At 34.1% G+C, this 25,421-nt stretch carries 25 protein-coding genes and 2 pseudogenes; 22 read left to right on the forward strand and 5 right to left on the reverse strand.

Annotated elements, in window-relative coordinates:
* Positions 1-464: 464 nt before the first annotated feature.
* From Q5794_RS05930 to Q5794_RS05945, 4 genes and pseudogenes are all read left to right on the forward strand, one after another.
* On the forward strand, positions 465-3,482 hold the full coding sequence (locus Q5794_RS05930; RefSeq protein WP_374988846.1) for an Ig-like domain-containing protein: 3,018 nt from the start codon (positions 465-467) through the stop codon (positions 3,480-3,482).
* 221 nt (positions 3,483-3,703) lie between these two features.
* Entirely contained in the window at positions 3,704-4,549 is an 846-nt protein-coding gene (gene terS / locus Q5794_RS05935; protein WP_374988847.1) for a phage terminase small subunit, read from the forward strand.
* Between the two features lie 25 nt (positions 4,550-4,574).
* Positions 4,575-5,582, forward strand: a pseudogene (locus Q5794_RS05940) (PBSX family phage terminase large subunit); the annotation flags it as partial.
* A gap of 134 nt (positions 5,583-5,716) precedes the next feature.
* Entirely contained in the window at positions 5,717-6,058 is a 342-nt protein-coding gene (locus tag Q5794_RS05945) for a hypothetical protein (RefSeq protein ID WP_374988848.1), read from the forward strand.
* Between the two features lie 295 nt (positions 6,059-6,353).
* On the opposite strand, the pseudogene Q5794_RS05950 reads toward Q5794_RS05945, so the two are convergent.
* Positions 6,354-7,583, reverse strand: a pseudogene (locus Q5794_RS05950) (IS110 family transposase).
* A gap of 368 nt (positions 7,584-7,951) precedes the next feature.
* Here Q5794_RS05950 and Q5794_RS05955 point away from each other — a divergent pair.
* From Q5794_RS05955 to Q5794_RS05975, 5 genes are all read left to right on the forward strand, one after another.
* Positions 7,952-8,230 (forward strand): hemolysin XhlA family protein, encoded by a 279-nt coding sequence (locus Q5794_RS05955; RefSeq protein ID WP_374988849.1) that lies wholly within the window; start codon positions 7,952-7,954, stop codon positions 8,228-8,230.
* Between the two features lie 13 nt (positions 8,231-8,243).
* Positions 8,244-8,483, forward strand: a complete 240-nt coding sequence (locus Q5794_RS05960; RefSeq protein ID WP_374988850.1) for a hypothetical protein — start codon at positions 8,244-8,246, stop codon at positions 8,481-8,483.
* 59 nt (positions 8,484-8,542) lie between these two features.
* On the forward strand, positions 8,543-8,860 hold the full coding sequence (locus Q5794_RS05965; RefSeq protein ID WP_374988851.1) for a hypothetical protein: 318 nt from the start codon (positions 8,543-8,545) through the stop codon (positions 8,858-8,860).
* Entirely contained in the window at positions 8,806-9,549 is a 744-nt protein-coding gene (locus Q5794_RS05970) for a LysM peptidoglycan-binding domain-containing protein (protein ID WP_374988852.1), read from the forward strand. The genes Q5794_RS05965 and Q5794_RS05970 overlap by 55 nt, the downstream gene beginning before the upstream one ends.
* Positions 9,550-9,683: 134 nt before the next feature.
* The gene (locus Q5794_RS05975; RefSeq protein ID WP_374988853.1) at positions 9,684-10,736 is read left to right on the forward strand and encodes an acyltransferase family protein; all 1,053 of its coding nucleotides are present in this window, start codon (positions 9,684-9,686) and stop codon (positions 10,734-10,736) included.
* A 471-nt stretch (positions 10,737-11,207) separates the two neighbouring features.
* Here Q5794_RS05975 and Q5794_RS05980 read toward each other — a convergent pair whose 3' ends face one another.
* Positions 11,208-12,533, reverse strand: a complete 1,326-nt coding sequence (locus tag Q5794_RS05980) for a hypothetical protein (protein WP_374988854.1) — start codon at positions 12,531-12,533, stop codon at positions 11,208-11,210.
* Positions 12,534-12,750: 217 nt separating this feature from the next.
* Here Q5794_RS05980 and Q5794_RS05985 point away from each other — a divergent pair, with 217 nt between their 5' ends.
* Both Q5794_RS05985 and Q5794_RS05990 read left to right on the forward strand, forming a co-directional pair.
* On the forward strand, positions 12,751-12,972 hold the full coding sequence (locus tag Q5794_RS05985) for a hypothetical protein (protein WP_374988855.1): 222 nt from the start codon (positions 12,751-12,753) through the stop codon (positions 12,970-12,972).
* A 116-nt stretch (positions 12,973-13,088) separates the two neighbouring features.
* Positions 13,089-14,366, forward strand: coding sequence for a cellulase family glycosylhydrolase (locus tag Q5794_RS05990; protein WP_374988856.1), 1,278 nt, complete (start codon positions 13,089-13,091; stop codon positions 14,364-14,366).
* Between the two features lie 53 nt (positions 14,367-14,419).
* Here Q5794_RS05990 and Q5794_RS05995 read toward each other — a convergent pair whose 3' ends face one another.
* Both Q5794_RS05995 and Q5794_RS06000 read right to left on the reverse strand, forming a co-directional pair.
* The gene (locus Q5794_RS05995) at positions 14,420-14,590 is read right to left on the reverse strand and encodes a hypothetical protein (protein ID WP_374988857.1); all 171 of its coding nucleotides are present in this window, start codon (positions 14,588-14,590) and stop codon (positions 14,420-14,422) included.
* Between the two features lie 251 nt (positions 14,591-14,841).
* A complete protein-coding gene (locus Q5794_RS06000; protein WP_374988858.1) occupies positions 14,842-15,066 on the reverse strand; it encodes a helix-turn-helix transcriptional regulator in 225 nt (74 codons plus the stop codon).
* A gap of 347 nt (positions 15,067-15,413) precedes the next feature.
* Here Q5794_RS06000 and Q5794_RS06005 point away from each other — a divergent pair, with 347 nt between their 5' ends.
* The 10 genes from Q5794_RS06005 (at position 15,414) to Q5794_RS06050 (ending at position 22,079) form a co-directional block, all read left to right on the forward strand.
* Positions 15,414-15,647: a hypothetical protein gene (locus Q5794_RS06005; protein WP_374988859.1), complete on the forward strand. Its 234-nt coding sequence runs from the start codon at positions 15,414-15,416 to the stop codon at positions 15,645-15,647.
* 171 nt (positions 15,648-15,818) lie between these two features.
* Positions 15,819-16,499, forward strand: a complete 681-nt coding sequence (locus tag Q5794_RS06010) for an FtsK/SpoIIIE domain-containing protein (protein WP_374988860.1) — start codon at positions 15,819-15,821, stop codon at positions 16,497-16,499.
* Positions 16,500-16,521: 22 nt separating this feature from the next.
* On the forward strand, positions 16,522-16,716 hold the full coding sequence (locus tag Q5794_RS06015) for a phage terminase large subunit (RefSeq protein WP_374989200.1): 195 nt from the start codon (positions 16,522-16,524) through the stop codon (positions 16,714-16,716).
* Between the two features lie 239 nt (positions 16,717-16,955).
* Entirely contained in the window at positions 16,956-18,236 is a 1,281-nt protein-coding gene (locus Q5794_RS06020) for a hypothetical protein (protein ID WP_374988861.1), read from the forward strand.
* A 1-nt stretch (position 18,237) separates the two neighbouring features.
* The gene (locus Q5794_RS06025; RefSeq protein WP_374988862.1) at positions 18,238-19,512 is read left to right on the forward strand and encodes a cellulase family glycosylhydrolase; all 1,275 of its coding nucleotides are present in this window, start codon (positions 18,238-18,240) and stop codon (positions 19,510-19,512) included.
* Between the two features lie 42 nt (positions 19,513-19,554).
* Positions 19,555-19,980, forward strand: coding sequence for a VanZ family protein (locus Q5794_RS06030; protein ID WP_098598514.1), 426 nt, complete (start codon positions 19,555-19,557; stop codon positions 19,978-19,980).
* A gap of 148 nt (positions 19,981-20,128) precedes the next feature.
* Positions 20,129-20,512: a phage holin family protein gene (locus Q5794_RS06035; protein ID WP_374988863.1), complete on the forward strand. Its 384-nt coding sequence runs from the start codon at positions 20,129-20,131 to the stop codon at positions 20,510-20,512.
* Positions 20,513-20,537: 25 nt separating this feature from the next.
* Positions 20,538-20,732: a hypothetical protein gene (locus Q5794_RS06040; protein WP_374988864.1), complete on the forward strand. Its 195-nt coding sequence runs from the start codon at positions 20,538-20,540 to the stop codon at positions 20,730-20,732.
* 54 nt (positions 20,733-20,786) lie between these two features.
* Entirely contained in the window at positions 20,787-20,984 is a 198-nt protein-coding gene (locus Q5794_RS06045) for a GH25 family lysozyme (protein ID WP_374988865.1), read from the forward strand.
* Positions 20,985-21,254: 270 nt separating this feature from the next.
* Positions 21,255-22,079 (forward strand): peptidoglycan-binding protein, encoded by an 825-nt coding sequence (locus tag Q5794_RS06050; RefSeq protein WP_374988866.1) that lies wholly within the window; start codon positions 21,255-21,257, stop codon positions 22,077-22,079.
* A gap of 63 nt (positions 22,080-22,142) precedes the next feature.
* Here Q5794_RS06050 and Q5794_RS06055 read toward each other — a convergent pair whose 3' ends face one another.
* Complete coding sequence (locus tag Q5794_RS06055) at positions 22,143-23,234, reverse strand: acyltransferase family protein (RefSeq protein ID WP_374988867.1); 1,092 nt, start codon at positions 23,232-23,234, stop codon at positions 22,143-22,145.
* 298 nt (positions 23,235-23,532) lie between these two features.
* Between Q5794_RS06055 and Q5794_RS06060 the strand changes: the two genes are divergently transcribed.
* On the forward strand, positions 23,533-25,239 hold the full coding sequence (locus tag Q5794_RS06060) for a hypothetical protein (RefSeq protein ID WP_374988868.1): 1,707 nt from the start codon (positions 23,533-23,535) through the stop codon (positions 25,237-25,239).
* The last annotated feature ends 182 nt before the right edge of the window (positions 25,240-25,421 follow it).

The following is a 25,421-nucleotide window of genomic DNA, read 5'->3' on the forward strand; positions in this document are numbered from 1 at the left end:
ATTTTTAGAAAACAGAATTACATGTAAATTTTTTTCATTATAGGAAATCTATTTATAAATTAACCTTTTGAATAAAAAACGTTCGATAAAGTGTGTCTCGAAAAAAGAACGTTTGTAAAATCATTATATATGTTTGATATATGTTTGTGAACGTCAATAAAATAAAAATGCGTCGCTTTTGTGTGTGTTCGTAAAAGTATACTTTATTGAACACTGTTCCCTCATAGAATTAATAGAACATACTTATTTTTTACAAATTTAAATTTTATTTATTATTAAAAGGTTAAAAGAATTATATTCTTACCAATAAGTCCTCCTTCTTAAGAAAGAAAATCTAGTAGTAAATTACATAAAATTGGTATAATAGTTTCAGGAAAATGTTGCCTTCGTTTACAAAAGAAGAAGGTGCTCAGTAATCCTAACCTTCTAGGTAACATTAGTCATATATTAAGGGGGAATTATAGTTGAGGAGAACGTTGTTAAAGAAGAGTTTAATTTCCATGGTATGTGTTTTAACTTTCTGTTCCGTATTATTCCTAAATAATACGGGGGTTGTGTTTGCAGCGGGTTATATGTCAATTTCTCCTACATTTGGTGGGGGTAATAGGGATTTAACTGTAAAGGGGGAATGGTCTGCTACCGAAGATGAAGGAAAAGTTTTTTTTGATATAAATGGTAATGGGCAATTGGATAGTGATGAACCTAGTCAAATTATGCAAGCAGCCTCCTATTGTGGGAGATGGGCAGAGAATCCATGTGTTACGGCTACACTAAAAGTACCTGATGTCCAAGTAGGAACATATAATGTTCTATATGTATCCTCATCAGGAAATATAGATGCTACACCAGCTCAATATAGAGTTTTAGATCCTGTTTTAGTCTCTTCTTTTAAAGAAGGAGGAATTAATGAGGAGATAAACATTACGGCTAAATATCTTCCTGTAGGAGAGCAGGGGACGGTCTATTTCGACAGTAATAATAATAATCAGTTGGATGAAGGTGAATCGTCACAAAGTCTACAAGTAGGCGATACAGGTTCTGCTGAAGTTAAGTTGAAATCAGCTAATGTGAAACCAGGAAAATATAATATTAGGTATATATCTTCGTCTAGAAAGATCTATATGGATCCAGTTCAATACGATGTAATAGCTGCGTCTTTGCAGAATTATAGTAATCCCAGTGGAGTTAACACTAGTATAAATATTATAGGGAAGAACTTACCGGGTAGTGATGAAGGTGTAATCTATTTTGATAGTAATAACAACAATGAATTAGATAATGGGGAGCCGAGCCAAAGTATAAAGACGGACAGTATAGGTAATGTAGCTACTAGTCTAAAAACACCCAATGTTGAACCGGGAACCTACAATATTAGATATGAGTCTTCCTTTGGAACAATTGAAATTAATAGCTTAACGCATCGTATTATGGCCCCTTCGATTAATAGTAGTTCGTCTGAGGGTGCAGCAGGTAAGACAGTAGCAGTAACAGGAGCATATTCAGCACCTTATACTTCTGGAACAGTCTATTTTGATAACAACAATAACGGGAGATTAGATGAAGACGAAGTGAAACAAGTTGTTTCCTCGGATAGTCAGGGGAAATTCTCTGCCCAAGTGAAAATCCCTAATATTGAACCAGGTGAATATAGTATTCGGTATGTATCGAGTTCCAATCCTGTAATTGAGAAGGTTATGAAGTTTAAGGTGATAGGGCGGACCTTAATTGCTTCTTCGGGCTCCGGAAGTATTGGTAATACAGTTTTTATCACCGGAAAGAATTTCTTTCCTTATGAAGTAGGAACGCTTTATTTCGATAGTAATAACAATGGTTCATTAGATGAAGATGAAACAAAGGTGAATTTAACTTCTGAAAAAGATGGATCATTTTATACAGGATTAATTATTCCAGACGTGGCGCCAGGTGATTATAATATTGGATTTATATCAGAAGGTAAATTAATTAAAGTGCCACCTACAACTTATAAGGTAGTGAGGCCATTATCTCCCAATGTAAACCCAGTAAGCAATAGCGATAAAGTAGTTACTGGGAAGGGAGAGCCAAACAATGATGTAACTGTAAGTTTAGATGGGAAGTTGCTAGGTAAGTCATTAACGGATAATGAAGGGAATTTCAAAGTGCAAATTGCTCCACAAGAAATAGGAGCGGTACTAATAGTTAAGACGACAGATAAGGATGGAAATGAAAGCCAAGAAGTTAAAGTATCAATCCAAGAAGATAAAACTGCTCCAGATGCACCGAAAGTTAATATGGTGAATGATCAAGACACGATGGTAACGGGGTTAGCAGAATCTGATTCGATAGTTTCAGTAAAAACAGAAAGTAAGACGTACAATGGGAATACCCAAACAGGCGGAACATTTGTTATTTCAATTGAACCTCAAAAGGCAGGAAACTTGTTAGAAGTAACGGCGAAAGATAATGCAGGGAACGAAAGCAAACCAACCGTAGTAACAGTACAGGATAAGACAGCTCCAGTTTCTCCGAAAGTAGATACTGTCAGTGATCAATCTTCAACAGTAACGGGTACAACAGAAGCTAATGCGAATATATCAGTGAAGGTAGGAACAAAGGTCATTGGAAGTGGAAATGCGGATGAAAACGGGAAATACAATGTAAAGATCTCTAAACAGAAGGCAGGAACCCCTATAGCGGTTTCGGCGAAAGATAATGAAGGAAACGAAAGCAAGCCAACCGTGGTAACAGTGCAGGACAAGACGGCTCCAGCTTCTCCGAAAGTAGGTACTATCAGTGATCAATCTATCACCGTAACGGGTACGACAGAAGCTAATGCCAGTGTATCAGTGAAAGTTGGCACTAAAACTATTGGAAGTGGAAAAGCTAACTCGAAAGGTTCTTTTAGTATTAAAATATCAAAACAGAAGGCAGGAACCAATGTATCCGTTTCAGCGAAAGATAATGCAGGAAACGAAAGCAAATCAACCGTGGTAACTGTACAAGACAAGACAGCTCCCGCTTCCCCGAAAGTAAATACTGTCAGTGATCAATCCAAAACAGTAACGGGCACGGCAGAAGCTAATGCTAGTGTATCGGTCAAAGTAGGAACAAAAGTTATTGGGAGTGGGAAAGTAGATAAAAATGGGAAATACAGCGTGAAAATCTCTAAACAAAAGGCTGGCGTAAAGGTCGCTGTATCAGCGAAAGATAATGCGGAGAACGAAAGCAAACCAACCGTGGTAACGGTACAGGATAAAACTGCACCAGTTCCTCCAAAAGTAAATAACATTTCTGTTCGATCTACAACGGTAACAGGTACAACAGAAGCTAATGCAAGTGTATCGGTGAAGGTCGGTACTAAAACCATCGGGAGCGGAAAAGCTAATTCAAAAGGTGCCTTTAGTATTAAAATATCAAAGCAGAAGGCAGGAACAAAAGTAACGATTATAGCTAAAGATAATGCAGGCAATGAAAGTAAAAGTACAAAGACTGTAAGCAAATGATATTATGTTTGTATGTAATTGAATGCTATATAAAGTAACAATATATAAGCAATAAATGATAACCGCTCATCCATTAGGATGAGTGGTTTTTTGTTCTTTGTCTACGTGATAACAGTTAGGCACTATTCATCCTTTTTAGTGCGTTTAGAGAACACTGGTTTCAAGTCGAGAGAGAATAATTTAACTCGTAAATAGTTATAGGAGGTAGGTGCAAATGTGATATGGCTAGACCTAGAAACCCTAATCGTGATAAGGCAAAAGAGATATGGCTAAATGACAAGGATATTAAGCTTAAAGACTTAGCTAATCAGTTAGGTGAGACAAGTAATACTATTCGTAAATGGAAGTCCCAAGATAAATGGGAAGAGGATACTGAAGCTAGTAAGCCAAAGAAAAAGTCTTCTTCTAAAAAGAGCGGTGCTCCATTAGGGAACAAGAACGCTCTTAATAATCAAGGTGGAGCTCCAAAAGGTAATCAGAATGCTGTTACACATGGATTATTTTCTAAATTCCTTCCTGCAGAGACTATGGAGATCATGGAAGAAATAGACTTGCGTTCTCCCGCTGATATGATATGGGATCAAATCAAAATGTTATATGCTTCTATTCTTCGTGCTCAGCGGATTATGTATGTCACTGATCAGGATGATATGACTAAGGAGATTCGTAAAGAAAAAGGCGAGTTTGAAAATGATATTGATAAGGATGGGAATGTTGTCTCTCTTCCTACTCGTAGTGAGGTAGAGTATGAGATCCAATTTGCATGGGATAAACAAGCCAGCTTTATGAATGCTCAAGCAAGGTCAATGGGTACACTGAGTAATCTAATTAAAAACTTTCTTCAAATTAGCGGTCAAGACGATAAGCGCCGCTTAGAATTGGAGAAGATGCAGCAGAGCCTTGTTGTTGAGAAGGATATGCTGGATATTTCTAAGCAGAAGCTTGAGCTTGATAAACTTCGTATTATTGGTGATGAGAAAGAATATGAAGATGACGGCTTTATTGCTGCATTAAATGGTAAGACTGCTGAGGTGTGGAATGATGACGATGAAAACAAAGACAGTTGATCAGAAGTCATTTCAAACTATTTTGATGTCTAGGCCTAAGAAGCTTAAACCCGCTCCCTTTACATTTAAGCCATTTTCTAATAAGCAAATTAAAGTATTAACTTGGTGGCGTAAGGATTCGCCAGTGAAGGATAGTGACGGCATTATATGCGATGGCTCTATTCGTGCTGGTAAAACCATTGGTTCTTTAAGACGTAATATTATTACACCGCTAAAGAAAATGCTTAAATCACGTAAGTACAAGGTACGTGACCACCGCTCAGATAATATGCTATCTGTTACTAAAAACGGTGTAACTAACTTTTTCTATATATTCGGTGGTAAAGATGAAGCATCACAGGATCTTATTCAGGATATCACCTTAGCGGGTATGTTCTTTGATGAGGTAGCTTTAATGCCTGAGAGCTTTGTTAACCAAGCAACAGGTCGTTGTTCTGTAGATGGTTCAAAGTATTAGTTTAACTGTAACCCTGCTGGTCCTTATCATTGGTTTAAAACAAACTGGATTGATAGAAAAAAAGAGAAGAACTTGCTGCATGTTCATTTTACAATGAATGATAACCTATCTCTTTCAGAAGCTATCAAGAAACGTTATTACAACATGTATAGCGGCGTATTCTATAAACGGTATATCTTAGGTTTAAGGGTGCTTGCTGAAGGTGTTGTATACGATATGTTTGATAAAGACAAGCATACCGTTAAACCGCTAGAAAGAGCCTATACACAGTATTATGTATCATGCGATTATGGTACCCAAAACCCGACAACATTTGGTTTGTGGGGTCTTTGTGCTGGTGTTTGGTACAAAGTAAAGGAATATCACTATGACGGCCGGAAAAACAATAAGCAAAAGACAGATCAGGAATACTTAGAGGACTTGAGAGAGTTTATTGGAGATATAAAAGGGTTTAAAGGCGCTATAGTGGATCCACCTGCTGCCTCCTTTATTGCTTTGTTGAAAAAGAATCGCATTAAGGTTATTAAAGCAAAGAATGATGTAATTGAGGGTATTCGCAATGTAGCAAATGCCTTAGGTTTGCCATTTCAAAGGGATCTAACCGTTTAAGGGATGGGGAGTTTAAAAATAATGATGCTTTACTTGATTGGAATATAGTAAGAGGCGTTCCTATTATTGACACTACAGTTTATAACAGTGGACAAAGTTCTTTGAAGTTTGTATCCCCAGATACTAAAGGTATAGTGATAAATAAAGAATTTGCTTGTTCTCCTAATGAACTGGTAACAACTACACTCTTTGTGAAAACAGAAAACTTAGCGATTAATGCAAAAAACTTTTATATACAAAGACTTTATTTAGACGCAAATGGAAATGTTCTATTAGATATGACCAAAATTTTTTCTGAGGATATAGATTGGAGATTGTGTATCTTTCAGGGCAACAAACCAGCACCTCCTGGAACTGAAAAGTTTCAGTTACGACTTAGTACAGGTCTATGGAATACCGATTGTAGTGCGTGGGTAGATGATGTTTATATAACAAAGAATTAAGGAAATAGGTTGGATAAAAACTCGGAAGTATCAATTAGACATCTATTAATATTGACGACTTATTTTTTTGAAATAGTATGAAATATAACTTTAATAGATAGAAACGTATGTAAAAGGGCTGAAATTAGCCCTCTTTTAATTTTATAAAAGACCTGCGGTATTATGTCAATTGAAAAATAAAAGAATCTAAAGTTATCAAAGGGCATTTTACTTAAAAAAAGCATCACGAAACTAGACCAGTAACTAATGTAATTTACTGGAAATAATTTGAAAGGTAGCGATGACAAGTTTTATGTCATATTTTCACGCACCTTTCTGGCGTAAAGAGTTGGTGACTGCGTAGTAGCGCATCCACCAATCGCACAAATTTTCTTGCGGTTAGAACGAGTGCACGTTTGTGTTGATGTTTTGGTACTTCATTATATTTTTTTATGTAATATTCTTGATAGTCTGATACATGCCTTCTTACTGAGTTGGCGGCTTCAACTAAGTAATAACGCAAGTAGTGATTACCAGTGCGAGATAATGAAGTATCTTCAGCTGTAAAACGACCAGATTGATGTTTCCTCCAGTATATTCCGGCGTATTTAGCGATTTTGGTTTCATCTTCAAATCTTTCGATTTGACCAATTTCAGCGATGATACCGGCAGCGAATACAGGACCCACTCCAGGAATGGATTCAAGTGTTTGTGTTAATCCAGCCATAATTTTCTTAATAGACTTTTCTAATTCCTTGATTTGCTGTTGAAACGTACGAATAACTGTGATTGATGTACCTAAAATGACATCTATGGAATCTTCGACTACCTTATCCAAACGATAAGAAGCTTTTACAGCTCTTTGAATGGACGATGCTATACATCTTGGATCACCAAAGCGATTTTTGCCTTTTTCCTATAGGAACTCAGCGAGTTCTTCTAAAGGCATATTGGCGAGTTCCTCTAAACTGAATTTCTCGAGAAATAGTTCCATCATAGCGTTGCCAAATACAGAAGAATCTACTTCTTGTGAAAATGTATTACATTTAAAACTTAGATGTTGAAGAAAGTGCTGCTTTTCTTTTGTTAACATCTTTACGAGTTGATAGCGAGTTCTTGTTAATTGCTGCAGCGCCACGTATTGGCTCTCTTTCACGATTGACATTTGATTACGTCCAAATCGTAAATAATCGGCAATGACAAAGGCATCAAGCTCATTTGTTTTATCCATATCAGAATAGCTTTTCTTAAAGTTTGCGATTTGCTTAGGGTTTAGGAGAAATACCTTTGCTCCAAAGCGCTGTAAGTCTGTATCGTGATGAAGAAACATAGAAGGATGAAAGCTGTAAACAGATGTTGATTCTAGGCCTATTTTAAGCATTTCTACCTCTTTACCAGTGACACACTGTAATAATTTTTCTTTTAGTGTGGTAGCTCCTGGTAAGTCATTACTGACCGAAAAAGCATCTATTTTGTCTCCTTCTTCATTCAAAAAGCAAACTTTCATATCAAACGAACTTACATCTAGACCAACAAATAATCTCACGTAAGAGACCTCCTTTCGATTTAGAATCATTTTCTTGGACGTCTCGAGATATCTCTAGTGTGTACGCCGACCAACAACCTCGTGTATAAGAGCTTATCCTGAATCGAAAGCCGCCCTAGAGCCACTATCATCTAGGTTCGAGGGTCAGGTTGCTCAGCCTGCGAGTAGGATGTCCCGCGCGTTCACTGAGAAACACTCTTTATAATGTGGTAGATCCACAGGGGCGAGAAGAATTGTCCCAAATGATCCTAAGATCATTATCTAGAAATATCTTGAGACGTCCAAGCGTTTTATTTAAATGGCTCTCATTGTAGAGAAAGTCTAAGCTTGAAATAGAGCTTAAATATAATATACGAGGGGTGAGGGAGATGTCACAAACCGTGGAGGGACAAACAATGGAAGCACCACAAAATATCGTAACCGAATTGAAAGCGAAAATTGAATCAATAAGTGTTAGGCTTTATGCGGTTGAAAGGAAATCAGACTTACAAGATCAACAAATCTTTATGTTAAATGAAAAATTAAGCAAAATTGAGGATAATACTACATGGATTAAGCGAACTATCACGGGTGGGATTATTACAGCGATTTGTACCGGAGTAATTGGCGGTGCAATCGCTATTTTTTATACCGTTCTACAAAATTAGGAGGTAGTTGAAAATGAAAAAGGATGTATTCACGCTGTTAGGAGGGTTCTTAACAGCTCTTTTGTTTTTCTTTGGAACAATCGGTGTATCATTTGATTGGTTTACCACAGAAAGTATCAATGCATTTGTAATTCTTGTGTCAGCATTTGCAGCTCTTGCAGTCAATGCATATGCAGTGTGGAAGAATACACACTTTACCCAAGGACTTAAAGCTTGGCTAAGAAAAAGAGACGCTAAAAAACAAAATAAGTAAAACTCAGCGACTCTTTATGGGTGGCTTTTTTATATAAAAAAATTGAGAGGAAGATGAGAATGTATGCATTTCAAAAGTTGCCACAGTTAGTTGATAAACGAGGTAAATTAGTTCATAAGGGTGAGTACGCAAAACGAAAAAATGGTGTAGATTCTATTGCAACTCGTTGTTGGCATCATTCTTTAACCAAATTGTTAGCTGGTGGATCTAGAATTGAATCTTTTGCTGATTTTCATGTTAACACAAACGGTTGGCCAGAAATTGCTTATGCTTTAATTATTGATCCAAAGCATAAAATTGATGGGAAAGCAGCTATTTATTATTGCATAGATATTTCTGTAGCTATCATGTTGGTAACAGTAACACTATTGGTTTAGGTATTTGTGTTATTGGCGATTATCGCACTGATCAACTAGATGCTTCTACGATTAAATCTATTCAAGACTTGCATGCATCCTTAATCAAAGATGGCATTGGTAAATATGACAAAGCACACAACGAAATGCCAGGGTACAGCTGGAAAGCTTGCTGTGTGTATGATTACAAAAAAGCATTTAAAGATACAGCAATTATCACCCTTCCTGTGAAAGGGCAAAAGCCAGCAGCAGTTCCAGGCCTATACACAGTTCAAGAAGGAGATACATTCTGGTCCATTGCTTTAAAAGACGGAAAAGAAGGTATTACCGTTAATGATTTAATCGCAGCTAATCCAGATGTAAAACCATCACAGTTGAAAGTAGGTCAAACAATTAAGTTTGGTACCGCAAAAAACACGTATACACCAACGCCTGAAGCGCCTAAAAAAGAGCAGTCAGCATACAAGTATCCTTTACCTTCTGGGGTGCTTAGAACAGGTTCAACAGATAAACCAGCAATTGAACAACTTCAAAATGCTTTAAATGCAGTTAACTTTAAATGTGGTACACCTGATGGCATTTATGGAGCTAAGACAAAGGGTGCTGTGACACGTTTTCAAAAGGTTTACTTACCGTATGAAGTTGACGGAACATATGGGCCTAATACGAAAGATAAACTACAAGCTGTCTTGAAATCTAAAGGATATTAATTAAATCCCTTAGCCCTTGCTCTTCGGAGTAGGAGCTAAGGTTTTTTTTTATTGCTATATTATTCTTTTTTTATTTACATCTGTTTCCAATAGTCTTATATTTGAAGTTGTTATAAATTTTAAGGAGGAAGAAGATGGAGAAAGTAGTAAAAAGAGATTTGAGAATTGATATCTTACGTTGCATCGCCATTGTTGCGATTATCTTGGCCCACAGTGAACCAAGCGGATTGATATTTCAATTGAGGAATTTTGATGTAATATTAATGGTCTTATTATTAGGTACTTCATTTTATTTAAGTAACACAAAAAAGAAACAAACTGTAAGTTATCCAGTTTATTTAGGTAAGAGGTTTAAAAGATTAATTGTTCCTACGTGGATTTTCCTAACTGTATTTTTTGTCTTATTCTACATTATTTCACTCATAGAAGGATCTAAGTACTATTTTAACTTTAACGATGTATTTATGTCATATTCAATGTTTGATGAAAGCAAAGGCATTGGGTACGTATGGATTATGAAAGTATTCTTTTTAATTGCTCTAGTAAGTCCTTTCTTACTAAAGTTAAATCAAAAATTTGAATCAAACACAAAATATTTTCTTATATTAATCAGTAGCTATGTAGGTTATGCGCTATTACAGTTATTAAATCCAATTTTAACAGGATCATTCCAAGTATTTTTTGAGAATTTTATTTTGTATGGTATTGGTTATGGACTAGTAGCAGCGTTTGGAATGAGATTGAAGCTATTATCAAAGAAAGAGCTATATACATGGACAATTGCCTTTCTTATGATGTTCCTGTTCTTTAGTTGGCACTATCATTTCAATTCTACACAACACTATAAATATCCACCACAATTGTACTACATATCTTATGGAATGTTTGTAAGTCTGTTTCTCTATATAGCCTTAAACATTACAAGAATACAATCTTTATTTAATAACAAGTTTATTATGTTCATAGCTCAAAATTCCATATGGTTGTATTTTTGGCATATTATATTTATCTATTTGCTCAAGTTCTTCGGAGACGAGCTTTCAATGTTTAATAATAATTTTGTAACGCGATTTGCATTCATATTTGTCTGTGCTCTAGTTGTAACTTATGTCCATGATTTATTGAAGAAAAAGTTGTATCATCCTTCACGAAGAGTCAGAGTTCTAGGAAAAACTTCAGTTAAATAAAGAATTGTCATTAAAAGACCCCTACTTGCTTAAGTAGGGGCTTTTTTATTTGTTTATAATGTAAGAATGTAAGCTAGCAAATATGGAAAATCAACAAGACAAATACGCAAAGTGACTAGGGTGGAACGATTGACGGGATGGACGGAACGGGAAAACCAATTTCCAGTGTTATGTCATTGGACGGACTCCACCACGTCGATTAGGCTCATGTCGAGATAGGAAACTCTATTTCTCCGACTCTATTTGATAAAACGAATTTACAAAAAGGAGGACTATTTCCTACGTTCGACGGTGCAATAAAAACGGGAAGCCTTGTTCTTGCTAAGCCAATGTCATATAGTCCTAAGAATGTAACAACTTTTACCACTTTTATTCTATTCAGAGCGTCAACAATTGTAAAAGTCCGTTGAATTAAAATTAAAATACTTACAAAATAAAAAGCAGTATAAAAGAGCCCTTAAAAAGGCTCTTTTATACTGCTTTAGAATAAATTAGTTCTCTTTTTAGTTTCTTTTCTTTTTTAACAGCAATTTTTACATGATAGCTTCTTGCAAAAGGAACCAGGATCATTGCAATAATAAGAATGTTAGTAGGGAATGACGAGATGAAATTGTTGTAAAAGAATTCTATAGCAATTGTGTAGATGACGATATATCTAATCCCGAAAACATCAAAAGGACGATTATTAAATAATCTGACTGCTACATAGATAAAAATAGCTAAGAAAGCAAAGACACCTACAAATCCATAGTTACTTGCTACATAAATATATGTGCTATCTGTAGGTAGAGCATCAACATTAAAAACGGTTTTATCCAAACCGAATTTACCGTTAAGTCCCATCCCTACACCAAAAAACATTTGTTTAGTCGTTTTCATAGTTTCTAAAATTGCAAGATGCTGCTGAATACGAATTAGGATAGAATTGTAAGCTATGTCCGGGCTATATTTATTAACAAAGTAGTAAATGTTCATAAAATGTGTTGAAATAAAGAATGTTGTGAAAAAAATCAATGTTAAAAGAGTAGTAAGTATCAGTCGTAACTGTCTGAATAAAAACTCAATTGTTTTAATAATTAAGTAAAAGATAAGTCCTATAATAGCAGTTTTATATGTTGTGAAAAAGATTGATATTACAAATAAAGTTAATAATATCAAACGTAACCTACGACGCATTTTAAAAGCTTTTCTCGTTTCAATAGTAACAATAAACGCTAGAAGCATTAAGGTTCCAGCGGGTACAAAATAAGTTAATAGTCCAGGAGATCTAATGACGCCACCTGTTGCTACAATCTTTATTCCAGTGTCAGCACCCCATTGTTCATCTTGGAAACCAAGAAATGCCATGAATTGAGCTGGGAAATAGTGTTCAACTATAATCAAAATAGCATTAATTACAGCAAATACCATAAATATTTTATAAATCTTTTTTATGTAGCTCTCAAGCTCGTCCTTTTTTAAAATTATTAAACTATCATACGCAGCAATAATGAATAAAAATAATACTAAGTCTAATTTTAGTTGATAAAATAAAATTGTCATATTGATGTTTAGGTTCATAGTCAGAAATGCAATCGTTATAAGTGCTGTAATACAAAATAAATATAGTGTACGTATTCTTATTCTTGGTAATATAACTAATATCGCAAGACCTAAAATTCCGATAATAAAGAACTCTTTCCATAATTTCAAAATGGGATTATTTATCACAGTAGATATCCTTGCTATAACTCCAGTTAACATTGACAGTGCTATAAAGAGGAGAAGCAGCTTAGATGGTATTCGTTTTATAGCCAACAGGTAATACACTCCTTTAAATGTAATATAATTCTTTTGCACTGTTTATTATAAACTAATCCATCACCAAAAAAAGACATTTTCTTCATTTTATTGTTTATAATCTCTAAATTTAACAAAAAGCGGAACGGAAAAATATCACGGTAATCGAGGGAACATTTTCCACCATTTTGGATTTTCCAACCCTGGGGATTCAAAAGTATGGAACCGATGGGCAATGTTCCAGTTTAAAGATGAAGGTGAAATTAATGGTATTCGTGGTAACGTAGATGTGATGAAGGGTAACTTCTGCTCTTTCTTAAAGTCAGCCGGAATTAATGCAGAATTAAACCTACATGCAATAAGTAATCCAGATGCTGAAATTACGGCATTAGGACTTGTTCTTGTAAAAGTTAAGCAGTATTTAAGTGAGAACAATTGGTGGTATAAAACGAAATAACAGTAAAAGTCCCCTGCTTCTAAAGCAGGGGACTAAAATACATATGATGCGCCAAACATGTACAACTCGCATATAGTATATATGATACTACTAAAGCTTCAGAAAGTGGGATGTACATGGAAATTAGTGAAAAAGAAAATATTGCATGGTTCACAGGGTTATCTATAATAAGCTCAATCTTCATAGAAATTTATGAAGCGGAACATCTAAAGAAAGAAAATGTCTTTTCGAAAACTATTCCTAACGGTTTTGGTGTTAGTATACACTATCCTGATGACAGAATAGATACTGATTTAATAAAAGATGCAGGTTTTAAAATTGTCAGAAAGGATATTTTCTGGAGTCAAATTGAACAAGTAAAGGGAGTTTATGATTATAGTGCGACAGGTTATGATGGCCTCACAAACTCCTTAATAGAAAATGAAATACGACCATATTATATATTAGCTTATAGTAATCAATTGTATGAAAGTAATCAGTCTATTGTGACACCAGAAGGACGAGAAGCTTTTATTAATTATGTAGACAACATAACATCTAGATATAAGGGGAACGGAATTATATGGGAAATATGGAATGAGCCCAATGGACAGTATTGGCTACCTAAACCCAATTACTCTGACTATTCTACTTTAGTCAAAGAGGCATCTGAAATGATTAGAAATAACGATCCTAGTGGAACCGTTGTAGCTCCTGCATTAGCAGGACTAAGCGATGATTCTTTAGTATGGTTGGAGGAAATTTTAAAAACAGGAGTCTTAGATTATATAGATGGTGTATCTGTACATCCTTATAGAACTCAAACTCCAGAAACAGTTATAGGTGACTATACAAAATTGAGAACTCTGCTAAGTAAGTATTCTAATAAAGATATTACTATTATTTCAGGAGAGTGGGGTTATTCAACCGCTCAGGGTGCTGGCACTACTAACTTTAACGAATATACACAAGCTAATTACCTAGTTAGGATGTTTCTAATTAACTTACTTTCTAATGTACCAATTAGTATTTGGTACGGTTGGAAAAACGATGGAACAGACCTCAGCAATAGAGATCAAAATTACGGGCTAGTACAGAACGATGTGAAAGTAAGTAAAAAAGCATATCTTGCTGCTAATGCTTTAAATTATAATCTAAATGGTTATGAATTAAAGGAGAGAATTAATGTTGTAGACCCAAATGATTACGTTCTTCATTTTACTAATGAGAACAATAACAGTGTTATCGTTTTCTGGACATCTAAAGATACTCACCAAATCACTATTCCTTTTAACTCTACAGGAGGAAGGGTATTATCAACGTTTGGAGAAAAAATAGGCGATGTCAGTGAAGGATCGCAAATATTTTTAGAGATTATTAATAGTCCAAGATATGTTGTATTTACACCCGAATAAGATTGTATATTTAAGAAAAGCCTTCTAGTTTACACAGCTAGAAGGCTTTTCTTTTATTGAAATACAGCTTGTAGTTTTAATTTTTCATCCCCAGTTATACAATTTACAGTACAAGCATGTTCTAGGATAAACTTTAAATCAATTCCTTTCTGTAGTTTCTCCGCTGGATAATTACTTTTTTCAATGATGTGACCTAATAGATGTAATTCTCTCTCTGTTTTCACATTTGTTTCCCCTTTTTAGTGGTATATTTGTCTGCTCACTATAAACTACGTAAGCGTCCCATATTTTAAGGCCCAATTTTCACTGTAAAATGAAAAAAATCAAATTTTTTTCATATTTTTCTCGACAGTATAAATCATAAACAGTTTATATCTTATAAATTATAAACAGTTTATACCTCAAAAACCCAAAATCGAGGGAACATTTTCATTTTTTGCAAAAAAAATAAAAACTCCCATTTATAGAGAGTTTTTTATATATCAAAAAAATCATCAGTTTTCAAATTAGGATCTAATTGACGTAAAGCTTTCATGATCTTTTTGATAGTTGCTACAGATGGAGTATAGCTAGGATCATTGCAGACTTTGCTAATCGTGTTACGTCCAACCTTGGAAGCTGCCATTAAGTCCTCTTGTGTATATCCTTTTCGGTCAATAAATCTACCTACCTTAGATCGTTTTTTGCCAAATCCCCACATGCGGGACACCTTCCTTTCTATCCCATAGGCTTGACTAACTTTCACAGTTTTATACACATAGACATCCCTTTCCAGGAAACTTTTTTAGAAGAAAACGAAAATATTTTAAATAGTTGGTTATAAGGGACATTCCGTGCTTAATACCCTTTACTATACTCATTAAAAATTCCTGAAAAACAAGTATAGCTCATCCTCTTTATATTCTCGTTTAAGCGCCCTTTTCATTTCCCTATGGTTTTATATTCAAGGAATTGAAAAACAGCGGCACATCAAGAATAAATCTATGAAAATACCATGCTGTTTTCGGTGAACTATCCTAAAGGATATTAAGGAAAAGGGGTGTGTTGATGTTTGAAATAGTTTCTTCAGTAGCAATGGGTGGTGTTTTACTTTTCACTAGTCTAAAAAAAGGTAGCTTAACTTCTACAAATGATCATGAAAAGATTAAGCAAATTTGTTCTAATTGCGGATTATACAACAAAGCCAATGGGAAGAGACAAGAAATTGTTATTCAGCGTAAAAAGCGGCACAAAGATCATACAGAGTATGTCTATAAAATCCCGCTAGGGATGTCATTCTAAGATTTCCAAGATTTCCAAGATAAAGCCCATGTTATCCAAGATGGCTTAAATAACAAGAAGGAAGTTCTAGATATTAACTTTACTGATATTAAGCAAATTCGACTTAATAAGGACCTCATACACCAAATTAAGATACTCCTCTCTAAAAAGAAAAAAATACGTAAAGAAGTCATGATGTCCTTTGATGGTGCGTTACGCATTAAGGTGTATGGACAGAACCTAATTGATTTTTTCGGATTTGATGTTGAACTTTTTGAACAAACAACTGGTTGGAAAATCTACGTAGGGGAAAGTCGTAATGGTGCTATTATTCATGATACGGAAACCGGCCATATCGTCATTGCTGGCGCTACTACATTTGGTAAATCTAACTTTCTAAAAATGTTTATCGCTAATCTTTTATATAACAAACCAGATGATACAAAGCTTACTCTTATCGATTTAAAAGGTGGTCTATCATTTGCCCGTTATTATGCTCTTAAACAATGCTCAACGTTGGCTCTAGACTTAGAGAGTTCCTTAGTGGTACTTGAGGGGATTGTGCATGAGATGAAGGAGAAGCAGGCACGTTATTTGGAACAAGGGTTTGAGAATATCAGAGAGGCTAAAGATCCTGAGTGGCATTTCATTATTGTCGATGAGGCAGCACAGCTATCTCCTGAAATGGTGGTTGGTAAGGCAGAAAAGGAACTAGGGGAAAAATGCCAGGCTCTCATGAGTAAAATACCCCAGCTTGGAGCGTCTTTGGGCTATAGACTCGTGTTTGCGATCCAATACCCTTTAAAAAGCATTAAAGATCAGGATAATCTTAACAAGAGAGCTGAAGAAAGAAAAGATCGAACTTTCCCATGATATTGATAAGGATGCTAATAACATTTATCTTCCTACTATAGAGGAAACAAGTATCATATTCTGTGGAGCAGATGATTCCGCTAAAATGAAATCCATTAAAGTGAGTAAGTATCCTATTGCTTTATTATGGATTGAGGAAGCAGCAGAGATTAAGACACATGAAGAGTTAGCTAAGCTTACTTGTGAAGAATGGGTGGAGACAAGATTATCAGCTTAGCAAAAAAATATATATTTGTGTAAATATTAAAGTATTTAGTAAATATTTATAGTTTTATCATTTACTCAAAGCGAGGACGAATTAGTTATTTTTTATGTCTAATTTAATACAGAGTAATACAAATGTTGATATTAAAGGGAAACTACGTTCCTTCTTTAATAACTTGTAAAAAACATAGTTGTTTATTGTGTGATAAGTGGTAAAATTAATCATCATAATAGACAAAAGAGGTGGTTCAAATGAACCGTAAATTACAAGCATTCGATCGTTACTATATTATTTTAGCATTCTTTTTACCTATCTCTTCTTATTTACTAATTCCGTCGGTACAAGGTACAACATTTGGGTATTTGCTAACATTCCTACTCCCTGTGTTTGTTCTTTTGTACAAAAATAAACGAGGTGAATTTTATTTTGATTTCATGCGAATTATGGTAGTTTTTATTTTTATAACTATGTCAGCACAAATGGTCTTAGGATTCCGCCAGAATGTCTCCTTAGAGGGCCTACGTTTAGTTGATGAAAATTTACAACCTATAATGATGCGTTCATCTATGATTACACAATCTATTTATCTAGTGGCCTGTTTTATTTTATTCGTGTTTGTTAAAAACTTTTATAACGAAAAATGGGATAAATACATCTTTAGAGGTGCTATTCTCATATCTATATATGGACTTTATGAATTTATGTACTTCTTCATTTTTAAAGATAACGGAGATTTTATTAGTAATCGAACGTTTGGAGATGGTTCATTTAAAGGTAGTTTATTCCAAACATATACTGTAGCAGGAATGACGTTACAAAGGGTAAAGAGTTTAACAGGAGAGCCCTCTATGTTTGCTCTAACTATTCTTCCTTTTTGGATATATGCTGCCCGTTTAAAGAAAAAGTTTTTATCATTGCTTTTCTTCACACTCTTGATACTTTCTAATTCAACTACAGCCTTTCTTGGAATTGCAATATACTTTCTTCTAATAGGGAGTAAAATCTTGAAAAGTCCTATAAAAATGTATTTAGTATTTTCTTCTATGTTTATAGGTAGTTTAATTATAGGTTTTGAAAAGATATCAACTATCTTTCAGACAAACGTAGTTGAAAAGTTATCAGGACAAGATGTTTCTGGAGGGGCACGAACAGAGTTTATGCAACAACACATTGATTACTTTATGAATATGCCTTTTTTTAATAAACTGTTTGGATTAGGTTTTGGATATGTTAGGTCAACCGATTTCTTTAGCACTTTATTAGTAAATACGGGTCTCATAGGGATAACGTTATTCACTTTACTTTTTTTCTATCCAGTATTTAAGTTAGGAAAAACAGACAAAGAGGTTGGACTAAAATATTCTCTAATTGTTTTGTACATAGCGATGATGATATCTGTTCCTGAGTTTAGTTATTTATCGACTTGGCTATTTTTGGGAATATCCTATTATTACGTGAAACAACAAAAGATAGCGAGGATTAATTATGCAAAAGAACGAAAACAAAGAATAAGTATGCAGAAAGTTTCATGAAATGTTCAAAATAATAAAGTTGAGAAAATCGATATTGATTTTAGGATTAATACTAATTGTCCTTCTTGTAATTTATCTTAATAATAAGAAGGATTATCCAGTAGATATTAATGAGCAGTATAATGAAATTCCTGATGGATTTGGTGTCAGTATCCACAAAGGTATAAAAGATTCTGATATACAAGCCGTTGCAGATGCTGGATTTCGATGGGCCAGAATAGATATTTTTTGGTCAGATGTAGAAAAAGTAAAAGGGAAATACGATTTTGAAAGTTCTGGTTACGATAAATTAAATTCAGCCCTTAAAAAAAAGGGTATTAGGCCTTATTATATTCTAGATTATGAAAATCCTATTTATCAAAAAAACAGGTCGATTACTACAAATGAAGGAAGAGAGGCTTTTGCTAAATACGTAGAAGCTACAGTAGAACGATATGGTAATCAAAATGGAATTTGGGAAATATGGAATGAACCAAATACTCAAACCTTTTGGAACGAGCAGCCTAGTGAACGAGACTACGCTCGCTTAGTGAAAAAGGTAGCACCAATTATTAAAGATAAAGATAAAAGTTCTATCACTGTAGCTCCTGCACTTGCAGGAGTAAGTGAAGAGGCTTTGATATGGTTGGAAAAAGTTCTAGGTCAAAATGTCTTACCTTATATTGACGCTGTTTCTGTACACCCCTATCAATATGACAATCCAGAAACTGTTATTAAGCGATATTCAAGATTGAAACAAATGCTTAAAACATATAGCAAAAAAGATATCCCTATTATATCAGGAGAGTGGGGATATTCATTAGCCAATACTGATAAACAAAAGCCCATTACAGAAATGCAACAAGCTGAGTATATAGCAAGAATGCTTTTAATAAATAATTCTCAAAAGATCCCTATTAGCATATGGTATGATTGGAAAAATGATGGACAAGACTTAAATAACCGTGAGCACAATTTTGGTATTAATTCTTACCATTCAACTCCTAAATTGCCTTATTTATCTATACAAACACTAACTACAACTTTAGAAGGTTATAAATTCTCGAGGAGAATTAATACTAAAAACCGTAATGATTATATTTTAGAATTTGTAAATAACGATATGAAGAAGGTTATTGTCTGCTGGACTACGGATACCAGCCATTACATTGAAGTACCTCTAAAAAGTGGTGAAGGGAAAATTATTTCGATGCTAGGAGCAGAGCGTAAAGTTAAATGGGAAAATAAAAAAGGAATAAATCTCCTTACTAGTCCTACTTATCTTGTTATTAAGTAATTGCTAACAATAATGGGTAAATAAGATATAGGAGATACATAAATGTTTAAAACAACACTAATTAATATCCTATTTTTAGGATCAATCTTATTTATTGCTGATTTGACTATGTTACCGGATGCTTCACTAGATATTGGAATAGGATCAGGAGGGATTAATGTTATTCCCTTTCATACTATAAAAGATTTATTATCTAATCATTCCCTAGGTAAATTTATAGTAAACAATATTGGTAACATAATTTTATTTATTCCTTTTGGTTTTTTATTGCCAATTAAATTTAAGAATGTAAATCGAATGGCAAAGAGCGTTTTTGTTGGAATGGCTTTTTCTATTGTCATTGAGATTATCCAGTTGTGGATGCCTAACCGATGGACAGATATTGACGATGTAATTTTAAATACTCTTGGAACAGGGATAGGCTATAGCTTATTTAGATGGCTTGAAAAAGTTTACAAACCAACATAACATATACATTTTACATTAGAGAGAACTGATACCAGTTCTCTTTTTTTATTGGAAAGGATGTGATTTTTATGCTAGTCCATAACTGAAAATATAAATGTAAACTTTTATAAAAAGGTTTTTATTATACATTAAAGGAGTGAAAAACAAAATGAGATTTGCACCAGAAATATATGAATTGAAAAACCTCGCAAATCCTGCTTTAGGTATGGCCGGGGTTGTAGGAGGAGCTATAAGCGGAGTAATGAGTATTCTATATAGTGAAAAAGTAAATATGTATGTAGCGTTATTACTACTTGCTGTTGTGGCTTTAGATTGGTTCAGGGCTATTGGTGTTGCATTAAAAGATAGTTCTTATTCTAGTGACTATGGCATAAGTGGCATTTTTAGGGCAACCATTATGTTTGTGTTACCGTTAATTGGTCGCCTAATTGATGTAATCTCAGGCATTCCTATTGTAGTAGCAGGTGTAGAGATAAGTGGATTTTATTTATCACAGCTGGATGAGTATGATAGCCAATTTTGTGCGAACTAGATATGAAAAATGGATACCAAGTAAAATGTTAAAACAGGTAGGTTCTGAAATTAATGCGAAAATTACACGTTCAGAAGGACGAAGAGAAGCTATTAAAGGAGGAGAAATAGAATTAAATCCTTTAGATTCTATCCCTCCTATAGCTCCTACAAGTGAACCTATAACATCATTACAAATCAACAATAAAACAGAAAAAAACAAAGCTGATTTAAGCCACTAATCTTTAGTGGGTTTTTTATATATACAAATTTAATTATTGAGAGGATGAAGTAAGATGCAAAATCGAAGCAAAGAAAATATTAAGGCGATTGATGTATCTCACCACAATTTAATTCAAGATTGGAAGAAGATAGCTGCTTCAGGAGTTAAAGGAGTATATATTAAGCTAACTGAAGGAAAAAGCTATGTAGATGCAGGTGCATATAAAAACTATCTGGGTACTAAAAGTGTAGGTTTACGTGTAGGATTTTAATGCTATTCTCATTGTACAAATGACTATAAAAAAGAGGTTGCTTTTTTTCTAAGTCAACTAGGGAAAATGAAAGCGGATCTTCCCCACTGTTTAGATTTAGAGGAAAACAAAGGTTAAAGCATTTGCGCTAGCTTGGTTAGGATATATTCAAAAGAAAACTGCAATTGCCCTATTCTTTACAATGGTTATGGTTTTTGAAGTAACTTTACAAGTGCGATAGCTAAATATCCGTTAGGGGTAGCCCGCTATGCAGCAGGATCTAAGCGGCCAATGGGATTTGATAATCCTGATGAATCAAAAGTTTGGAATCAATGGGCAATGTTTCAGTTTACAGATGAGGGTAGAATTAATGGTATTCGTGGTAACGTAGATGTGAATGAAATGGACATAACATTTTTTAAAAGTATTGATTCTGGTGTAGTTTTAACTGATGATGCAAATCCCCCTGCTTCCTACCATAAAGGAGATAGCGGCCTGGGAGTAAAAGAGCTACAGCAAAAGTTAATGAAAATAGGATATGAGCTTCCTAAATATAAGGATGACGGCAACTATGGAGATGAAACATTTTCTGCAGTAAAAGCTTTTCAAAAGAAAAATGGACTTGGTGTAGATGGGATTGCAGGTGAATCTACACTTGGAAAAGTAGATGGGCTAATTGAAGACCTTGAGAAATCAAGAGCAGAAGATTTACCGAAGGTAACAAGCTTAGGTGATCGTTACGCTGTACAAGTAAAAGCCAAAAAAGACATTGGTGTGTACAAGTATGCTAATATATCTAAAAATTTTCGTGCAATTAAAAATGGCACGGTATTTTCCGTTTATGGATATACGTATGCAACATGGGCTGTTCCAGGAGGATTTCTCCAAATGAAAGATGTTGAACCTCTACCTGTTAAACTTGTTACAGGTGGGTTAAATAAAGAAATGGAGACTAACTTCCGTTCTTTTCTAAAAACAGAAGGAATTAATGCTGAATTAAATTTATATGCCCAGGGCAATCCCACAGCTGAAATTACAGCAGCAGGACTTAATCTTGTAAAAGTCAAACAACTTTTAATGAAAAACAACTGGTGGTATGAAACAAGTAATTCATAATAAAAAGAAACCCTCCAATAAAAAGGCTAACCTTTCCATGAAAGGATAGCTTTTTTATTGGATTTATACTGCTTTTTCAGGTTTAATAGTGACATTATCTTTTTGCTTTTTCCCTATAGTTAATATATTTCCTACAAGGTACTTACCAAATGATAATTTATTAATTACAGTTGCTAAGACCATTGAGCATGTGATACTTAATACAAATAGAAATAGAGTGTATGTAATCATATTCATATGTGGTAATGGTTTAATAGTGTACAAGAATATCATATGCAATAAGTAAATGTTAAAAGAGTAATTACTTATTAATATAATTAATCTCGGAGTAGAGTTAAGCTTTCCAGATAAATGAAAAATTAGACAGATGATTGCAGTTGTATAAATTGGTATATCTGGTCTTTTTGAAGTTGAGTCTGGAAGTATGCCAGTTAATTTTAGTCCTACGACCATACAGTAAGCAATTGCAGCAAAAAGTAAAATTAACTTTCCGTTCTTTTGTAACCATAATTTAAATGATTCAAAATCTTTACCAACATAATAACCTAGAGCAAAATAAAAGATCCATCCAATAAATAATAACCAGTAACCTCTATCCCATATATAGTTATGAAAAGGTATAGCTTGAATAGGGTTTACAAACTTAAAGAAGGATAAATAAAGAACATTTGTAACTAATGAAATAGGTAGTACCACTTTTGGAGACATTTTGCTTAAGTACTTTGGCGCAAACGTATGAAGCAAATAGAATTGCAAAATCAATAAAATAAACCAGGCTACATAATCACCAATTAAGGTATTTTTTAATGCCTCAACTAAAAAAGATTTTAATGTAATAGATGTGCCGAGTTCAAAGAAAGCATAAACAATTCCCATGAAAACAAAAGGTGTCAGTAAAAACTTTACTCTCTTCTTAAAGAAGCTCTGAGGTAGACTATAAGGATATGCTTTAGCTAGTAAAAATTCTGAGATGAAAACAAATGACGGTGTTCCAAATAATGAAGCCGCATAAAACAAATGCAGAAAATAGACCATAGGTGTATTTTTACCTGTAAAGTAGTAATCAATCCCTTTTTGAATAGAATGAATAGTTACTACTGCTAAACATGCGAGAGCCCTTAACCAAAAAATTTCATTTACTAATTTCTTTTTCATATAAACTTCCAATTTTATTAATAACTTGAATCGCACCACATATTCCGTAAAATTTTAGAAATACTAGTAATTTTTTTCATAGTTGGCCTTTGCGATTACTAGAGCAACAAATCTCTAAGTGAATGTACAAAGTGTGTTGTGAAAAAATATTTAAAAATCTCCTACTCGAATAGATAGGGGGTTCTTTGTTTTATATGACATACTCTATGTATTTAATTATTTATAGAAATGTCCAAGCGCGACATAGATCCACAACATATAATAATAAAACTTTTATTAAGAGAAGGAAGTGGGCTAATTGTCAAACTTTCCGTACCCATCATTTGATAGGAACACTCCATATGGTCAGAATTTTATTGACAGTTTAAATAAAACTATTAAAAATGTAGGTTTAGATATTGCAGAGCAAAAAATTCTTTTGGATAAACTAGTTCTTGCATCTACTGGAGAAGTTAGTATTATGGAATTCCAAGATTTAATCCCAAATAAAACAGATAGTATGTCTAATTGGGATATATCTGCTGCATTACAAGCGGCTAATAATAAAATTGTAGCAACAGGTAAACGGGGAACAATTAAATTAAATGGAATGAAGGCTAGAATAAATTCTTTGGTGCAATTAGACGTTTCATATGTGCAAGTATCAGGAGGAGGAGCCATTCTTAATGCTTCAAATATTGTGGGTGGTCCAGCATTGCGTGTTGTAGGTACAAAATCTCAAAATAGTCTCCCTACTGTGGACCAATCCTGTGCATACTTTTCTTCATTTTCTTTGCAAGGAGATACAAAGAGTCCTCGCGGCCTGAGCGGTACAATTGGTATTGAATTTGATGGAGTAGGTAGCGTTGGTCCATCTGAATGTAAGTTTATTTGTGTAAATATAACTCATTTTGAACGAGACGTGGTGTTTTCAAATAATGCATATCTTATTAGTTTTTTGGGATCATCTTTTTCTAAAGCTTCATGTGCTATCCATGCCCCAGCGTATGTAAGGAATACAGGAGAACGAATTAGTTTCTCTTGTTGTGAATTTTCTAATTCTGATGTGTTAGTTAAAGGAGAAAACCCACAAGGTGCTTTTCATTTTTCACAGTGCTCATTTGACTATCCTTCTATTAAATTCTTCGAAATTTCTGGTATTCAAGTGTTTTTAACAGATTGTCATATAGAGGGGGATGGAAATTCATTTACAACCCCACTATTTACATTAGAAGGAAATGGAACAACCCTTGTCATGCGTGGGGGAAAGCTAATGTTATTAGGGAACACACCATCCTATCCAAATGTAATTAATATTCAAGCTCAATCAGATCGTAGTATAGGTGGAGGAGCTTTATTTGATGGAGTATTTATGTTTAACATAAAGCCTACTACAGGCATATTTGCCAGTGGAAATGGATACATTACAATGAAAAACTGGTTTAGTTATGATAATTCCGAAAATTTTGCTTTTTTGTCTTTGCAAAATAACTTGTTAGCAGACGGCTCATTTAATAATGGTTCTTTAGTAGATAACTGGTTTATTTCCGCTGATAGTTCCCCAATTGTAAACAGAAATAAAGCTACCAATTTGTCTCTGGGTATTAGTGCTGAAGATTCTCAAAGTTCTACGCAATCCTTGGAAGTAAAAAAACTTACTTTTGGTGGTCAAATAGCTAAAATAGGTTTAGCTGTGCCTACTTCAAACAATGATGTCAGATACTCAAGTTCATTTTATTATAAAAAAGCTAATGCGAACATTGGGGCTGGGAAGGTATATGTAGATATGAAGTGGGCTATTGTTGAAAATAATAAAGATGGTGTTCCTTTCATAAAATACTCTTCTTCTCCACTTTCATCCTCAGTATTAGATTTGTCCAATGTTAATAATTGGGTAAATGTCCGAAGCTCTCCTAAAGTCCGTAAACCGTCATGGGCCACACACATAATTCTAGATTTTAATTTATCCGAACTTACAGCAGGTAATACATTCTACATTGACGATGTTTATTTAGGTGAACTATAGATTTTATCTTTAAGATCTCTTCAATTGGCTTTAGTAGGTGCCCTCCCTTGGAAAAAAACTATATCTCTATCTCTGGCTGATTTATGATTATTTCATTAGGTGTTATACCATCGAATTATTTAGGGGAAAAAAACAAAAAATTATAAAGAAATATAACAAGCCTTCTAGCTTTATAAGTTAGA

Origin of the sequence: Priestia megaterium (assembly GCF_041941685.1) — a bacterium.
Lineage (GTDB): Bacteria > Bacillota > Bacilli > Bacillales > Bacillaceae_H > Priestia > Priestia megaterium_C.

Coding starts and splice junctions, on each gene's coding strand:
- Q5794_RS06055 (WP_374988867.1), bottom strand. CDS start 23,234: ATGAAAAAGAAATTAGTAAATGAAATTTTTTGGTTAAGGGCTCTCGCA.
- Q5794_RS06035 (WP_374988863.1), top strand. CDS start 20,129: ATGAGATTTGCACCAGAAATATATGAATTGAAAAACCTCGCAAATCCT.
- Q5794_RS06005 (WP_374988859.1), top strand. CDS start 15,414: ATGTTTGAAATAGTTTCTTCAGTAGCAATGGGTGGTGTTTTACTTTTC.
- Q5794_RS06030 (WP_098598514.1), top strand. CDS start 19,555: ATGTTTAAAACAACACTAATTAATATCCTATTTTTAGGATCAATCTTA.
- Q5794_RS05985 (WP_374988855.1), top strand. CDS start 12,751: ATGTTCCAGTTTAAAGATGAAGGTGAAATTAATGGTATTCGTGGTAAC.
- Q5794_RS06025 (WP_374988862.1), top strand. CDS start 18,238: ATGTTCAAAATAATAAAGTTGAGAAAATCGATATTGATTTTAGGATTA.
- Q5794_RS05955 (WP_374988849.1), top strand. CDS start 7,952: ATGTCACAAACCGTGGAGGGACAAACAATGGAAGCACCACAAAATATC.
- Q5794_RS06040 (WP_374988864.1), top strand. CDS start 20,538: ATGTTAAAACAGGTAGGTTCTGAAATTAATGCGAAAATTACACGTTCA.
- Q5794_RS06045 (WP_374988865.1), top strand. CDS start 20,787: ATGCAAAATCGAAGCAAAGAAAATATTAAGGCGATTGATGTATCTCAC.
- Q5794_RS05960 (WP_374988850.1), top strand. CDS start 8,244: ATGAAAAAGGATGTATTCACGCTGTTAGGAGGGTTCTTAACAGCTCTT.
- Q5794_RS06010 (WP_374988860.1), top strand. CDS start 15,819: ATGATGTCCTTTGATGGTGCGTTACGCATTAAGGTGTATGGACAGAAC.
- Q5794_RS06000 (WP_374988858.1), bottom strand. CDS start 15,066: ATGTGGGGATTTGGCAAAAAACGATCTAAGGTAGGTAGATTTATTGAC.
- terS (WP_374988847.1), top strand. CDS start 3,704: ATGGCTAGACCTAGAAACCCTAATCGTGATAAGGCAAAAGAGATATGG.
- Q5794_RS06020 (WP_374988861.1), top strand. CDS start 16,956: ATGAACCGTAAATTACAAGCATTCGATCGTTACTATATTATTTTAGCA.
- Q5794_RS05990 (WP_374988856.1), top strand. CDS start 13,089: ATGGAAATTAGTGAAAAAGAAAATATTGCATGGTTCACAGGGTTATCT.
- Q5794_RS05975 (WP_374988853.1), top strand. CDS start 9,684: ATGGAGAAAGTAGTAAAAAGAGATTTGAGAATTGATATCTTACGTTGC.
- Q5794_RS06050 (WP_374988866.1), top strand. CDS start 21,255: ATGGGATTTGATAATCCTGATGAATCAAAAGTTTGGAATCAATGGGCA.
- Q5794_RS05965 (WP_374988851.1), top strand. CDS start 8,543: ATGTATGCATTTCAAAAGTTGCCACAGTTAGTTGATAAACGAGGTAAA.